13 protein-coding genes are annotated in these 15220 nt (G+C 33.8%); 12 read left to right on the forward strand and 1 reads right to left on the reverse strand.

Annotated elements, in window-relative coordinates:
• Positions 1-16 precede the first annotated feature (16 nt).
• Positions 17-1375 carry an NCS2 family permease gene (locus tag HMPREF0693_RS16550; protein WP_004246768.1) on the reverse strand — a complete coding sequence of 453 codons (1359 nt, stop codon included), beginning with the start codon at positions 1373-1375 and terminating at the stop codon, positions 17-19.
• A 450-nt stretch (positions 1376-1825) separates the two neighbouring features.
• Between HMPREF0693_RS16550 and HMPREF0693_RS16555 the strand changes: the two genes are divergently transcribed.
• From HMPREF0693_RS16555 to HMPREF0693_RS16610, 12 genes are all read left to right on the forward strand, one after another.
• Complete coding sequence (locus tag HMPREF0693_RS16555; protein WP_004246769.1) at positions 1826-4342, forward strand: two-partner secretion domain-containing protein; 2517 nt, start codon at positions 1826-1828, stop codon at positions 4340-4342.
• A 74-nt stretch (positions 4343-4416) separates the two neighbouring features.
• On the forward strand, positions 4417-4785 hold the full coding sequence (acpS, locus tag HMPREF0693_RS16560; RefSeq protein WP_004246770.1) for a holo-ACP synthase: 369 nt from the start codon (positions 4417-4419) through the stop codon (positions 4783-4785).
• 21 nt (positions 4786-4806) lie between these two features.
• Positions 4807-5562, forward strand: a complete 756-nt coding sequence (locus tag HMPREF0693_RS16565) for an SDR family oxidoreductase (protein ID WP_004246771.1) — start codon at positions 4807-4809, stop codon at positions 5560-5562.
• Between the two features lie 12 nt (positions 5563-5574).
• Positions 5575-6153: a hotdog family protein gene (locus tag HMPREF0693_RS16570; RefSeq protein WP_004246772.1), complete on the forward strand. Its 579-nt coding sequence runs from the start codon at positions 5575-5577 to the stop codon at positions 6151-6153.
• Positions 6154-6165: 12 nt separating this feature from the next.
• Positions 6166-6486, forward strand: a complete 321-nt coding sequence (locus tag HMPREF0693_RS16575; RefSeq protein WP_004246773.1) for an acyl carrier protein — start codon at positions 6166-6168, stop codon at positions 6484-6486.
• Positions 6487-6516: 30 nt separating this feature from the next.
• Complete coding sequence (locus HMPREF0693_RS16580; protein ID WP_004246774.1) at positions 6517-7665, forward strand: aminomethyltransferase family protein; 1149 nt, start codon at positions 6517-6519, stop codon at positions 7663-7665.
• Between the two features lie 63 nt (positions 7666-7728).
• Positions 7729-10290: a beta-ketoacyl-[acyl-carrier-protein] synthase family protein gene (locus HMPREF0693_RS16585; RefSeq protein ID WP_036932498.1), complete on the forward strand. Its 2562-nt coding sequence runs from the start codon at positions 7729-7731 to the stop codon at positions 10288-10290.
• Positions 10287-11504: a beta-ketoacyl synthase N-terminal-like domain-containing protein gene (locus HMPREF0693_RS16590; protein WP_004246776.1), complete on the forward strand. Its 1218-nt coding sequence runs from the start codon at positions 10287-10289 to the stop codon at positions 11502-11504. The genes HMPREF0693_RS16585 and HMPREF0693_RS16590 overlap by 4 nt, the downstream gene beginning before the upstream one ends.
• Entirely contained in the window at positions 11501-12535 is a 1035-nt protein-coding gene (locus tag HMPREF0693_RS16595) for a hypothetical protein (protein WP_004246777.1), read from the forward strand. Before HMPREF0693_RS16590 ends, HMPREF0693_RS16595 begins: the two co-directional genes overlap by 4 nt.
• The gene (locus HMPREF0693_RS16600) at positions 12508-13254 is read left to right on the forward strand and encodes an ATP-binding cassette domain-containing protein (RefSeq protein ID WP_223842436.1); all 747 of its coding nucleotides are present in this window, start codon (positions 12508-12510) and stop codon (positions 13252-13254) included. The genes HMPREF0693_RS16595 and HMPREF0693_RS16600 overlap by 28 nt, the downstream gene beginning before the upstream one ends.
• Positions 13235-13903, forward strand: a complete 669-nt coding sequence (locus HMPREF0693_RS16605) for a hypothetical protein (RefSeq protein WP_004246779.1) — start codon at positions 13235-13237, stop codon at positions 13901-13903. Before HMPREF0693_RS16600 ends, HMPREF0693_RS16605 begins: the two co-directional genes overlap by 20 nt.
• Positions 13903-15210: an ABC transporter permease family protein gene (locus tag HMPREF0693_RS16610; protein WP_004246780.1), complete on the forward strand. Its 1308-nt coding sequence runs from the start codon at positions 13903-13905 to the stop codon at positions 15208-15210. Before HMPREF0693_RS16605 ends, HMPREF0693_RS16610 begins: the two co-directional genes overlap by 1 nt.
• Positions 15211-15220: the final 10 nt, after the last annotated feature.

Consider the following 15220-nt stretch of genomic DNA (forward strand, 5'->3'; position numbering starts at 1 on the left):
ATTAATTTATTAAATATTAAAATAAATTATTTAAATCAATGACGTGAGTATCAATTAATAATATTTTTAGAATAAATAACAGTGAAACGATCACCACACAGAGATTAATTTCTTTCCAGCGTAGAGTACCCACTTTCATCACACAATAGGCGATAAAGCCAAGGGCGATACCTTCGGTGATAGAAAAGCTAAATGGCATCATCACGGCGGTAATAAACGCTGGTACGGATTCAGTTAAATCATCCCATTTTACGCGCGTTAAGCTGGAGGTCATCAGCACCCCGACGTAAATTAATGCCCCTGCGGTAGCGTAGCTTGGCACCATGCCAGCCAGTGGTGATAAGAAAATGGCGAGTAAGAAAAGAATACCGACCACAACTGCAGTTAATCCGGTACGACCACCAACAGAAACACCAGAGGTACTTTCAATAAATGCGGTAACAGATGATGTCCCTATGGCGGAGCCTGCGACAGAGCTTAAACTATCTACATAGAGCGCTTGTTTCATTCGTGGGAATTTACCTTTATCGTCTGTTAAACCTGCCTTATCGGTGACACCAATTAATGTACCGGATGAGTCAAATAAGTTAACCAACATAAAAGCAAAGATAACCCCAGACAAGCCAATATCTAATGCGCCAACAATATCAACCTGCCCTACAACGGGAGCAATAGAAGGGGGGATATCAAAGATACCTTGATATTGAACATCCCCTAATAACAGGCCAATCACCGTAGTGATAATAATCGATATTAAGATTGCCGCATGAATATTACGAGCTGCAAGGATGGCGATAATAAAAAAGCCTAGAGCACCTAATAACACATTGTGGGAGGCAAAATTACCGATAGTCACAATGGTGTCGTTGTTAGGAATAATGATCCCAGAGTTTTTTAGGCCCATCATGGCAATAAACAGACCGATACCGCTGGTGATCCCAACACGTAAACTAAGCGGAATATGCGCTATTATCCAATAGCGTATACGAAAGAGAGTAAGCAAAAAGAGACCTACTGCGCCCCAAAAAATAGCGCCCATGGCCACTTGCCATGAATACCCCATCGCTCCTACTACGACAAAGGCAAAAAAGGCATTTAGACCCATCGCGGGTGCGACGGCGATAGGTAGATTAGCCACCAGTCCCATTAAAATACTACCGAACGCGGCAATTAAGCAGGTAGTAACAAACACTGCTTTAATATCCATATGGGCTGCAGCAAGAATTTGTGGGTTAACAAAGATAATGTAAACCATAGTTAAAAAAGTGGTGACACCGGCGATCAGTTCTGTGCGAACCGTGGTGCCGTGTTCCTGAAGTTTAAACAGGCGTTGGAGCAAACTCTGCGGAGCAGAATTTGATGATGACATGCTCATAGACAAAAGATCCCAAAAAAAATGTTTTTCGCTTTATCCTACACAAATAAATTAGAAACTGCACCTAAAAAGTAATCGATTGCGTTTTAAGACGAACATATCACGAAAAAGTGTTGTAGAGATAAAGGAGGTATAGGTTTTAATTAAGCATTAATACCTATAGTAATAAGACTTGTTATTGGAAATAAAATGATATCTCTATTGGTATTATTTTTATCAGAGTAATTATTTATATTGTTTTCATTTTATTTAGTTCGGGATCTAATTAATTATGAATATGCTTTCCTATTGCCAAATAAATATATTTCTCTAAAGTTAACTCACCAGTAAATTTCAATCGATTTTTTGTTTTATATTTTATTTGTCACCTGTTAGTGCTTAATAGATCTTTTAAATAAAGAGAGATCTTATTATTTAATTAACTTTTGTGCTTAATATAAGGTAATTATAATGAATAGGAAAAAAATTGTTTCTTTTAAAATTAATTTATTAGTTTTCTCTGTATTATCAACGTTAAATATGGCGACTGTAGTACAAGCTGATCCGTCTGCTCATATTGTTGTGCAACAACAGCAAAAAAATAGTAGTGTTGATATTCTTAATATTGCCGCAGCGATTAATGGCTATTCCAGTAATTCATTAACCAGTTTTGATGTTTCTGAAGCAGGGTTAATATTAAATAATAGTCCTGATGGTGCTGATACTCAATTATCGGGGCATATTGACGGTAATAGTAATTTATCTAGCGGTGCGGCAAAAGAGATTACTCTTGAGGTTAATGCTAAAAAAGCCATTACGTTAAATGGCCCTGTTGAGGTGGCCGGAACAAAAGCACGGGTTATTTTATCTAATCCTGCTGGAATTATTTGTAGTAGCTGTAACTTTCTTAGTGCTGACCGTGTTGTGTTGACTACTGGGAAAGTGAATACACAAAATGATACCGTTGATAGTTATAAAGTGGAAAAAGGGAATATTACTGTTAAAGGTAATGCCACTTTTGATAAAAGTGCACAACAGATTGATTTAATTGCCCGCAATGTTTCTATTGAATCGCCTCTTGATGCATCTGGTATTAATGTGAATGTGATAACTGGCGCTAATGAAGTTAAAGCACAAGATAATACGGTGGTTGCACAAAAGCCAACAGGCGTTGCTAGTAAATATAGTTTGCAGATAGTCAAGAATGCAGGAGTGAGAAGCTCATCGCTAAAATTTATAGGTACTGAAGCTAACTCACCACTGAAAAATAATGGTAATGTTGAAACTGCTGGGGGAGGGATCGAGCTTATTCATAGCGGTGCACTTGATAATAATAAAGGTAACTTCTTATCTGAGGGGGATATCTATTTTGCTTTCGATAAAGGTGTTACAAATAGTACTGGTGAAATACAAAGTACTAAAACTATCTCAATAGAAACCAAAGAAGCGAAAGTTGATAATATCTCTGGTGGTAATATTTCTGCTGATGGAAATGTAATCATCAATAGTGGTGAATTTAAAAACAATGCCTCCTATATTGCAAGTAAAGATAAATTAGATATTCAGACAAACGGTAAACCAATAACGAATACTGCAACGGTCGGTGAAGGCGTCGGTATTTCTGCTACTAATGGTATTAAAATTAATAGTGGCTTATTTAATAATAAAGAGGGTCAAATTAATTCTAAAAGTGTCATTGATATTAATACTAACCTAAAAGATTTCAATAATATTGATGCTTATATTGATGCGTCAGGGGATATTAGTATTAATAGTGGCGCAATGAATAATACCCATAGTCGCCTACGCTCAGTTACTCGTGTTGAAATTGATACTAATGGTAAGGCACTGAAAAATACCGGTATGACTGCAGATACTGCTAGCGATGATTCATTAGGTATTCTTAGTGGTCTGGATGGTATGACAGTTAATATTGCTGGACTGAATAATGACCAAGGGATTATTGCCACCGATGGCGATATGAACTTCACTAATAAAGGCGACATTACCAATAAATGGGGACATATAAAATCAGGGGGGTACTTGACATTTAGTAGTGATAAGATCAAAAACCTCTATGGTGGCTTAGCATCTAAAACCGGTGCTAATGTGACTTTCTCCCAGACATTAGATAATAACTTTGGTGTTTTTTACTTAGAAGGCGATAGTGTCACCATCAGTGCGCCTTATATAAATAATAATAAAGGTGTTATTAAAGGAGACGCTATTTATTTTAAAACAGATAAATTTAATAACACATCAGGATTTGTGATCACTGAACAGAAATTAGAGATTGATACACCAGAACTGACGAATAACAGCAGTTTAGATTTCAAAACAGAAATGGGCTTTTATCTGGGGCAACCTGATCAGAAAGGGGGATTAATTAGTAAAGGAGAAATGAAATTAAGCGGTAATAAATTAGTGAGTAATAAAGGACGTATTGTAACAGAAAATGGGGATATGGAGCTTAAATTCACCTCTGTTGATAATACCAGTGGTACTATTGCATCACATAAAAATGCTTCTGTAGTGACAAGCACCTTTACCAATTCACAAGGCACATTGTTTGGCCAGGATAAATTAACACTGCAAACCGATACACTGAAAAATAACAGTACAGGTTCGGTTGAAAGTAATACCTTAAAAGGTGTTATTGCGTCGAGTGGTGATACTGAAGTGACGGTTAATCGTGATTTTGAAAACAATGGCGTCATTTCTGGTGTAGAACATTTACGTGTAAATATAAATGGTAAATATACCAATGCCAGCAATAGTATTATGTCAGGTAAAAATAGTTTCGAATTAGGTGTGACAGGAAATATTATTAATCGCGGTATTCTTAATTCAATAAAAGACACGACTATTTCTGGTGAGAATATTACTAATGAAAAATCAGGTATTATTGTTGGTAGAGAAAGTATTACTATCGATAATAAAGGCACTTTTACTAATAAAGGTAAAGTTGTCGGGCCGTTAAATAAATAACATTTTAGCCTATCTATGAGCGATATTTTGTCGCTCATAGATCAAAGGATACACCATCTTGAGTATGAAATAATATGGGAATAGGAACTGATATTATAGAAATAAAAAAGGTGGCTATTGCAATATGTAGAAGTGGTGAACCGTTAACTCAGCGATTATTAACTGAATATGAAAGAAACAGTATCGGTAGAATTCATGAAAATTATCATCGTGTTGCAGGGTTTTGGGCTGCTAAAGAAGCCGCTGTAAAAGCAATAGGTACAGGATTTCGTTTGGGAATTTTATTTCATGATATTGAAATAAGGCATGATGAATATGGCGCACCTTGTTATTTTTTTACAGGCCATTTTTCTAATTTATTAAAGCAGAAAAAAATAACCCAATCATTATTAAGTATTTCTCATTGTGATCATTATGCTGTCGCTGTTGCAATTTTTAATTGATGCTTTTATAGGTGTTTTATTATGTTTATATATTCTGATCTAAAGAATAAGAATGTGATTGTTACAGGAGCTAATGGTGATATAGGTATTGCAATTTGCCAGAAATACCTTGAACAGCAGTGTCATGTTTATGCATTATATCACCAAAATAGAAATAACTTAGATAAGCTAAAAAAAGAGAGTGAATATTGTCACCGCTTACATATATTACAATGTGATATCAATAATGATAAATCAATTCATGATTTTTTAGATAAACTAAAGGCATATGCTAGTGTTATTCATATATTAATCAACAATGCAGGTGTGATTAAAGATGAATTATTTTCTGCTATAAATATAAGTGAATTTGAATATGTTATTAAAACCAATTTATTAGGAACTTGTCAATTTACTAAACAGTTATTGCTTTTATTAAGATCGGCAGAAAAAGCGACCATTATTAATGTTGCTTCTATTGCAGGGATTGTTCCAAGTATTGGTCAAAGTAACTATAGCGCCGCTAAGGCTGGAATTATAGGTTTTACTCATACGTTGGCTGCAGAGTTGGCAGGTAAAGGAATTCGAGTCAATGCGGTGGCACCGGGTATGATTGAGTCTGACATGGTCAAAAAAGTGTCACGCCAAGTCGTACGTCATATTAAATCGGTTATTCCATTACAACGATTGGGAGCAAGTGCTGAAGTTGCCAATACCATTGTATTTTTAAGCTCCGAGGCATCCAGCTATATTGTTGGGCAAACATTAATCGTTGATGGTGGGATGGTGATGCGATGAGAGGTAACCCTTATGAGTCTCTATAATCAATCGTTATTGCCTCCTACACTATTTTTAAAATTAGGCGCATGGCGACAACCGACCATTATGGTTGATAGGATTGTCGATTTTGTCCCTAGTGAAAAACCTATTATCAAAACGATTAAACATGTCACCTTTAATGATCCCTATTTATTAGGACATTTTCCAACCGATCCTGTTATGCCAGGGGTTATGGTGGCGGAAATATTTGGTCAAACGAGTGAGTATTTATCTTTTATTGATGACTTTTGTTCAATTTATAAAATAGAACATAATATTGAATTAAATACATTTAAAGAAATAGCCAAAGCCCTTAATGAGCCGAGATCAGAACGAATTTTAATTCAGCATCGAAGAAAGGTTTCCGGTGTATTGGCCTCACAAAATTTAAGGTATAAAAATGCTGCTTACCCAGGGGATACCATAGAGATAACAAGCATTCTATTATTTTCTGATAAAAGCAATTTTAAACACTATTCTGTTGAGGCAAGAGTGGGAAAGAAAATCATTGCTAATGGCACCATAGTTAATTTCAGAGAATATAATCACTCTGAACAAAATAAAAATTAGGATATTAATAGTATGGAAAATGACGATAAGTTAAATGAAAAAATTGAACAAAGAAAAAAAATGTTAAAGCGAGTCAAAGAAGGGCTTATTGAACGACTCAATTTAAATAAGAGTATTAATCAAATTGATGATGATACTCCGTTATTTGGTAGTGGTTTAAAATTAGATTCTGTTGATGCCACAGAGATAATTGTCTTTCTTAATGATGAATTTAATATTCAAGTTACAGAAGGTGATGATCCTTCTTATATGAGAACAATAAATAGCCTAACAACCTTTATTTTAAATAAACAGCGAGAAAAACAAGAAAAAAATGAGAGTAATAATAATTAAGTTATATCATTTTTATTTATTGGAGATGTTATGAAATACTTTGAAATGGAAAATAAAGCGAATGTATTATTCGGTGAATATAATGGAGTGACACTTCCCAAACGTTATACTAATGAACATGAGGCTTATTTCTCGGTAAGAAATAGCATATTAATGACAGACTTTTCTCATTATGGCATGGTGAAAATTTCTGGTGAAGATGCTTGGCGGTTACTCAATTATCTTATTTCTGCAGACATTTCATCTATTCGTGATGAACAACTACTTTATACATTGTTGCTAGATAAAGAAGGGAAAATAATAAGTGATGCCTATGTACTATGTGATAATGAACACTATTTTTTAATTTCAGAGTGGATGAATAGTGATGCCATATGCCAGCAGATAAAAAAAGTATTAGATAAGCAAGATGAACGGGGTGAATGCTACCAAATTGATGCTATCGCTTCTCTTACTCCAGATTGGCGTATGATCTGTCTAGAAGGCCCCTATGCTTGGGAAATTTTATCTGAAATCGTCGGTATGGATATTATTGGATTACCTTTTCATGAGTTTATGTATGTTGATGAAGATGTCATTACTATGCGTGTTGGTAAACACGGTGAATATTGTTATCACATTATGGGAGATGAAGAGAAGTTAATGTCTATTTGGCGACATTTATGCATTTTATCTGAGAAATTTGATTTAAAGATTGGCGGGGTTGATGATTTAAAAAATATACGACTAGAAAACCCTTGTTGGGAGCCTCAAGTGATTAATCCTTTTAGTCGCTGTCCTATTGAGTTACAAATGCAATGGGCGATTAGTTACGATAAAGATGTATTTATTGGTCAAGATGCAATAAAACAACGTGCTGATAATGGGGTAGATCAGAAAATAGTGGGCGCAAGAATAATTAATATGCCTCAGAATGCTGCAATTTTACAAGGCGATGCAATCTATTACCAAAATGAACAAATAGGCGTAGTTATTCAAGCGGGATACTCTTTTATATTAAAAGAACATATTGCTAGAATATTATTAAAACGAGAATTTGCTTATGTTGATATTGATGACTATAAAATAAAAACGGCTTATGGTGATATTGATTTTATCACAACGAGTATTCCCTTTGTTAATAATTTAAGTTTAATAATTAATCCAACCGAAGATAGTTATCTTGAAAGACATCAATAATGAAAGATTAAATTTATAGCAAAAATATTTATTAAACATAATAAATATTATATAGGAATTAACATGAATAGTAGACGCCGTCGGGTTGTAATAACCGGAATGGGGGTTTTATCATCTTTAGCTAAAGATGTGCCTCAATTTAAACAGGTTCTTTTTAATAGACAATGTAATATTAAGCCCAGCCAACGTTATTTAAAATGGTTTAAAAATGCCAATGCATCTGAGATTGAGATGGCATTAGATTATTCAGATATACCGCAGCATATCGCTCGATCACTAGATAATGCGGCATTATGGGCATATCGAGTCTGCAATGAGGCATTACAACAAGCAAACTTAATAGATAATCAGTCTATTTTAGATAATACCGCGATGATCGTGGGCGTCTCTTCAGCAGGAACGGAAGCCTTTCTGCCATTATTTGAACAACATATTGATGATTTTTCGATAAAAAAAGCCATTTTATCCGGTGGATTTTCATCATGTTGTTCGAGTGTATCAAGTCTACTTGGCTTACGTGGTGGTCTTGAATTAGTGGCGACGGCCTGTACCGCAAGCCCTAACGCGATAGGTATGGGGTATGATTATATCCAAAATGGCAAAAATCCTGTTGTGCTAGCGGTCGGAACAGAACCCATTTATCTTCCTACCTTTGCGGGTTTTTATGCCCTTAATGTGATGAAAACAACACCAACTTCCCCATTTTCAGGTACTCCTGGTATGTCTATTGGTGAAGGTGCAGGAGCGTTAGTATTAGAAGATTATCAACATGCGGTTGAACGTGGTGCGACAATATATGGTGAAATTGTCTCTTATGCGACATCTTGTGATGCTTACCATGAAACTAGCCCTGATCCTCGAGGAAATGGTGCAGTGCAAGTTATGTATAAAGCACTGGATAATGCGGGTATTACTCCTAATGATATTGATTATATAAATGTGCATGGTACAGGTACTGAAGCAAATGATCGCATTGAAACCATGTCGATGAAAAAAGTATTTCCTAATATTTATCATATCCCATTAAGTTCAACAAAATCTTATGTTGGTCATAATATTGGTGCTGCAGGTATTGTTGAAATCATCGCGTGTTTTATTTGTTTAGCAGAAGACAAACTTCTCCCCACATTAAATTTCACTCAGCCAAGGCATAGCTGTGATTTAAATTATGTACCGAATTTCTTTCAAGATAAAAAAGTAAAATTTTTTATGAAGAATAATTATGCTTTTGGAGGAAATAACTGCTCTATTATCGCAAGCCCTTATATTACAGATAAAACACCGACGGAATATAAAGCTAAAAAAGTGGTTATTACCGGAGTGGGGGCGATTACGTCTATTGGCAATAATGTAATGGAGATACTAACAGCGATTTCGGCAGGAGATAAAACAGGTACATTAAAACCTATCGTATTTGCGAGTGATGTGCAGAAAGATATCGACAACTTGATGTCTGTTGTCATAAAAGATAATGATTTTGAGCAATCGTTAGGACATCCTTATTTTGATCTCGACATTGATCATCGCTTAAAAAATAACGCCTGTTATCATGCTATCACTGATGTTAATCCGAAAAAAACATTACGTTATTATGATCCAAGAAAAGCTATTCCTAGCGGGACTTATGCCTTATTCGCTTTAAATGAAGCACTTGCTAATGCTGGACGCAAAATTAAACGTGATGGTGATAACTTAGGTTTTATTGTTGGAATGTCAAAAGGGCCACAAAGTACCGTTAATCGTTATTTACAAAGTTTAATTCCTGATCCGCAAAAAGTAAGAACATCAGAATTTCCTGGTACTTTAATGAATGCAGTACCGACATTTTGTGCCATTACAGAAGGAATAAAAGGCTATACCACGACATTGGCAACAGGGGTTAATGCTGCATTAGGGGCGTTAACTTATGGTTATGAAATTATCAGGCAAGATCTACAACCTCAGGTAATTGTCGGAGGGGCAGATGAGCACTTCAGTTCTATTTCACTCTATTTTCAAGCGATGAGTAAGAAAGTTAATCTGACCAAGAATGCGACAGATTATCAGGTTTATTCTAATGCAAGTGCCGGCTATATCCCCGGAGAAGGGGCAGGGATGTTATTTCTTGAAGATAAAGAGTATGCCAAGCAACGAGGCGCTAAAATTTATGCTGAAATTATTGGCTACGGTAAAGCTAATGATAATACTTTTTTAGTAGACGAAAATATTACTGATAGAGTGGCCGCCTTATGTAAGGCTATCCAACAAGCATTATCTGAGGCGCAACTCAGTTGCCAAGATATTGATATTATCTGTGGTACCAGTGATGGTAATAAAGAGAATGATGAAGTTGAAATCCGTGCGATTCGGCAACTATTTTATCAAGCGGCAAATCATGTACCAGTAGTTAATTACAATGCCTTTTTTGGTTTAGTTGAATCATGCGCTGGGATATTGGCGATCTCTTTAGTGATTCATATGATGCAAAGCAACACGATAATACCTATTCCTTATACAAAAAGTTTTATAGCTGATGATATTCATTTTGTTACCCAACCGATTAATAAGCAGATAGAAACTGCTTTAGTTCTTGGTTCATCAGAAGGATGTAACCACTATGCAATTATCATCAGGAAACCGTTATGAAAAATGTTGCGATAAGTGGATGGGAACTTAATTTACCTTCAATAGTAAATTTTGAACAACTTTCTGAACAACTCTTATTAAAAAGAACAATTAAAACAGAGAAATACTTCTCTGATGATTATTTTGTAGAATATTTTAAATTTAATCATAATCCGGCGGTGATCCCCTATCAAAATATTCCCAATGATCATTTTGAAATATTAACGCGATTAATTCATAACAGTTTAAAACGGGCTAATATCACCCTAGAAAAGCTTCGCGCTTCACGTACCATAATGTATCTTGCAGGTCACGGGCCTAGAGCTGATTTTATGGATTACCAAGGGTTTTATGATAAAAACGATGCCGAAGACGTTCAATATTCTCCACAGATAAAATCACTCCATGCAGCCTCTTTTGCACAGGATGAATTAGCGAATAAATTGTGGGCTGAATATCAGTTAGATTTCCCACCTATTCCTATCTATTGTGCTAGTAATTCTGCGTTAATGGCTGTGCATATAGGACATAATGAAATAAGCCAAGATATGGCGGATATTGTAATAGTATTGTCGTGGAATAGCTTACTTTTACAAGATATAGCCTTTATGGATAGCCAAGGCATGTTAGTTGAAGCGCACGCTCAACCTTTGAGTAAATACAGCGATGGGGTCACCTTATCAGACGGTTATGCCGTGATGATTTTAGAAAGCCAACAACAGATAAACTCGAGACAATATCTTGCACCTGCTTATATCTATCATTCCGTTTTTATGCAAAGTAATGCTGAACGGACAATGGGAGGCACATTATTTAACTTTTATACGATATCAAAAGTGATTTCTCAGCTTCTCGATCTTAGTCATTATTTACCAAGTGATATTGGTGCTATTTTTATTCATGGTAATGGTTCGATTATTAGTGATAAAGCTGAGACGGTAGCTATTACTAACATCTTTAAACAACCCATCCCTATTATTAGCTATAAAGGGCAGATAGGTTATATTTCTAATTGCTCTGGTATTATTGATTTAATGATTATAGCTGATTCATTAAAAAATAATCGATTGATCCCCTCGACTACACATTATCCAATAGATGATGGAATGGAGGTTAATTTCCTCACTAATCAAGAGTGTGTGAACTATAGCGCTAAACCTATTTTAAAAATCGGCTTAGGTATGGATGGCTCTATTATTGCCATGTTATTAATCGCAAATGGAGAGCAAGGATGAGGCGATTATTACCCACTGGTGCTATTAATTTAGCCGCTTATGCTTTTTTTGAGCCACAGGAGCCACTGATCCCTTTTATTCCTTCATGGTATAACGTATGGGAATCTCATATGTTACGTTTAGCGGGTAAAAAAAGCGCAGGAAAAAGTTGGAGTTTTCAACGCTATGGGGTCAATCATGATATGTATCTACGTGAAGGAATAAGAAAAACAAATTGTCGTCCTTACCTATCTGCAATAGAGCATGTGGTCGATCATGCTGTTGGTCAATTAGATACAAAATCACAATTCCTCTTAAAAAAGGAGCGAAATGGACTGATTTATATTGATGCATGGGGAGAGCTAACGGCTTTCGAGCAGATAGATAGTTTAAGAGATGTGTTCACTCTTAATATTATTCCTAGAAATATCATAAAAAAATATAGTATAAAAAATTTCTCTTGCAAAATAAGAGGTGAACGTAATGGTATGATGTCGGCACTATTATTAGCACAAAAGCTCATTAATAGTGATTTACTTGATAATATATTTATTTGTGGTGGTTTTCGGGCTGTACCAATTTTATCTTTTAGTGAAATAGAAAGACAACCGATAACCCTTTTTTTCAAGCCTAACTCGTTGGAAAATATAAATAGTATTGAAAGAGTCGCCTGCATTATTATCAATAAAAAACAGTGTTCAGATATTTCAATTTCTATCAATCATTATTTTTCTATGAGTAAAAATAGAAAAAAAGCAATAAAGCAATTAGTTAAAAATTGGCACCGTTGTATTAATAAACAGACGGGTTCAATTTATATAACTGCGTTACTGACTTATAAATATATTTCTATACTTGAAACCGCATTCACAGCATTACCTGTTAATCTTAATTGCTATTTTTTAAATCGTCTTTATGGTGATAGTGGGTTTATCACACCGGCTCTTATGTTCGATCATTTACAAAAAGTAGCAGATAGTGCCTCTCATTACCTTTTGAGTGCGTTTGATGGAGAAAATGGTGTTTGGCTGGTGGATTGTTGGAAACAATAATAAGGTATTTTATGTATGGAATAACAAAAGCACGCCAATTAGCACTATTTTCACTAACAAATATTAATAAATTTAATCATGATAAAAGTAACGCTGAAATAATTTTTAAAAATCTCACATTCGATATTAATAATGAGCATTTTACATTGATAAAATATCAACAAGAGAATGAAAAGAATGCATTGATTGATATTATTTCAGGAGTTGATATTCAATATGCTGGTTATACTTATTTTTTAGGTAATTATATATCTATTCTAGATGAAAAGCAGCGAGCTTTGTTAAGGAATAGAATGATCGGTTTTGTTTTCAAAGAAAATTACTTTTTTAATCATTGTAATGTATTTGATAATATTTATTATTCAGTAGTCGATCATAAAGATAAAAAAAAGCTAAAGAATAATATTATAAATACACTTAAATCTATGGGCATAGAGAAACTCTATAATAAAACCCCAAAATCGTTATCAACAGATCAATTACTAAAGGTTGCCTTTAGCAGAGCTTTAGTGAAAAAACCTAAGTGTATCATTGCTAATTATAATAATGATTGTTTCAGTCAGAATAACTTTGATTATTTTATCCAATTATTATCACAAGTACATAAAGATTTATCTATACCAATATTATTAATCACTAATTGTAATCATCTAAACATGACTGTAGATAAAATTATAACACTTAAACATGGAGAGTTATATGATGGGGAGAAAACTTAATTGTATCGGTATTATTTTAATAATAATTTCTCTATTGTTCTCGCAAGTAGAGAGTAAAATAGACATTAAAAATAGCGATAAACGTTTTTTATTATTTATATCACTGAATACATTTACTGCCAGTGATAAATTGACCTCATTAATTTCAGAGTTAGAATACAGTATAAAACAAGGTGATCATCCATTTGATAAAGTCATTTATGGTTATGTCAGTGTATTTTTATCCGCTTATTATCATAAAAATAAAGCTTATTCTCAGGCTGCACAGACAATAAAAAAGGCCTTTTTTTATCTTGATGAAGTTGTTGAACAAAATCCAACTAATTGGCGGTTGATCTATCTAAGATTAAGAATGGATGCTTTTACAGCTCGTTATTTAGGGCGCTGTGTGGTGGCTAAAAAAGACAGTCAGCAATTACTTGAGAATATTAATATCAATAGTGAACTTATACCCATGATTAACTATATGTATGCGCGTGCATTATTTAGTTGTGAGCAAGTGACACAAGCAAAAAAGATCATGGCTCAATTACTTCAAGAAAATGAAGCGAGTAAAAAAATTGCTCGATATAGTTTCACTAGTGTTCCTCCTTGGTTATCTATTGAAAAGACCGCGGTTATTCAACCAATAACATTAGAGAGTGATTAATGGAAAATATTATTATATTCATCTCAATATTTATTTTGATAGGATTACTTTCTAGTTCATTATCTTGGTTTTATATCAAATACACATTAGGGTTACTTTATATAACCCTTAGCCATTTCTATCGAAATTTATGTTTTATCGTTTTACTCTGTGTCGCCATCTCGATTTTGGAGGGTTTTTATCATCACCTCACACTACTGCTCAAAGAGCAAGTAGCATATTCCAATTTAGGGCATATCGAAATTTATAAAACAGATAATAAACAGGATATTACTAATAAGAAAGATTATTTGGAAATAACCAATGCTGAAGAAATCATCCATTTATTAACTTATGATAAGCAGTTATTAGAAAAAATTCAGGTAATTTCACCACAAATTATTTTTTCAGGCATGATAGAAAATGTTATCAATAAAAAAACAGCATTGTTTTCTGGCCTAGCCATCGAGCCTAAGTCATTATTAACCATAGGAGCATACGATCTAACTGTTTCAGGGAGTGAATTGTCTCATGTCAGAAGAACAGAAATCACGATAGATAAGTTTATTGCTGATGCTATAAATATAAACTATGGGGATTTAGTTAATGTTGTATTTATTCATAATAATGAAAAAATGGTATTACCAACTTATGTACGTGGTATTTTTAACACACAAATAAATAGTTATCCTTATGCCATGATCAAAATTCCATTAGAAACACTACAATATATAAAAAAAAGTAAAAGTGTCTCAAAAATAAATATTCTATTAAAAAATGTGCATGATATTGATAGCGTAATAGCTAAAATAACAAGGATTAATAAAGAAAAATCTTTAAATTTGCAAGTGATCCCTGTTATTGAGAGACAAAGTTATATTATTTCTATTGTGACATTCTTTAAGTGGTCAATGCTATTATTGTATAGCATTATTGCTATTTATTATTATTTTTTAGTGAATAAAATCATTATCATCACTATCAAAAAAGCTATTGGTGATCTGTTCGAATTTAATCGATTAGGTATTTGGCGAGGTAGTTTTTCTCGATTATTTATTTTATTGGCTATTTTTATGACTATAACAATTTCTATAACGATATTATTAACTCATCAGCTATTATCTTGGTTGATTAATTTGAAACAAATCAATATTTCTTTATCTGATAATAATAGCTATTCATTAATGCTCCCTTGGCTATGGCAATATGATGCTATGTTTAAAATCCCTCTATTATTATTTTTTTCCGCAACAATCGCTTCGTGTATCTCTATTTTTAAAGTTAGCCACTATTTACAAAAATATCAAAAAAATAATATTACTATTTAGGAGTATGGTC

The organism is Proteus mirabilis ATCC 29906 (genome assembly GCF_000160755.1).
In the GTDB taxonomy this organism is placed as follows: Bacteria; Pseudomonadota; Gammaproteobacteria; order Enterobacterales; family Enterobacteriaceae; genus Proteus; species Proteus mirabilis.

Bases quoted from the DNA above. Each gene is read 5' to 3' on its own strand.
- HMPREF0693_RS16550 (WP_004246768.1), bottom strand. From the start codon at position 1,375: ATGAGCATGTCATCATCAAATTCTGCTCCGCAGAGTTTGCTCCAACGC.
- HMPREF0693_RS16555 (WP_004246769.1), top strand. From the start codon at position 1,826: ATGAATAGGAAAAAAATTGTTTCTTTTAAAATTAATTTATTAGTTTTC.
- acpS (WP_004246770.1), top strand. From the start codon at position 4,417: ATGGGAATAGGAACTGATATTATAGAAATAAAAAAGGTGGCTATTGCA.
- HMPREF0693_RS16565 (WP_004246771.1), top strand. From the start codon at position 4,807: ATGTTTATATATTCTGATCTAAAGAATAAGAATGTGATTGTTACAGGA.
- HMPREF0693_RS16570 (WP_004246772.1), top strand. From the start codon at position 5,575: ATGAGTCTCTATAATCAATCGTTATTGCCTCCTACACTATTTTTAAAA.
- HMPREF0693_RS16575 (WP_004246773.1), top strand. From the start codon at position 6,166: ATGGAAAATGACGATAAGTTAAATGAAAAAATTGAACAAAGAAAAAAA.
- HMPREF0693_RS16580 (WP_004246774.1), top strand. From the start codon at position 6,517: ATGAAATACTTTGAAATGGAAAATAAAGCGAATGTATTATTCGGTGAA.
- HMPREF0693_RS16585 (WP_036932498.1), top strand. From the start codon at position 7,729: ATGAATAGTAGACGCCGTCGGGTTGTAATAACCGGAATGGGGGTTTTA.
- HMPREF0693_RS16590 (WP_004246776.1), top strand. From the start codon at position 10,287: ATGAAAAATGTTGCGATAAGTGGATGGGAACTTAATTTACCTTCAATA.
- HMPREF0693_RS16595 (WP_004246777.1), top strand. From the start codon at position 11,501: ATGAGGCGATTATTACCCACTGGTGCTATTAATTTAGCCGCTTATGCT.
- HMPREF0693_RS16605 (WP_004246779.1), top strand. From the start codon at position 13,235: ATGATGGGGAGAAAACTTAATTGTATCGGTATTATTTTAATAATAATT.
- HMPREF0693_RS16610 (WP_004246780.1), top strand. From the start codon at position 13,903: ATGGAAAATATTATTATATTCATCTCAATATTTATTTTGATAGGATTA.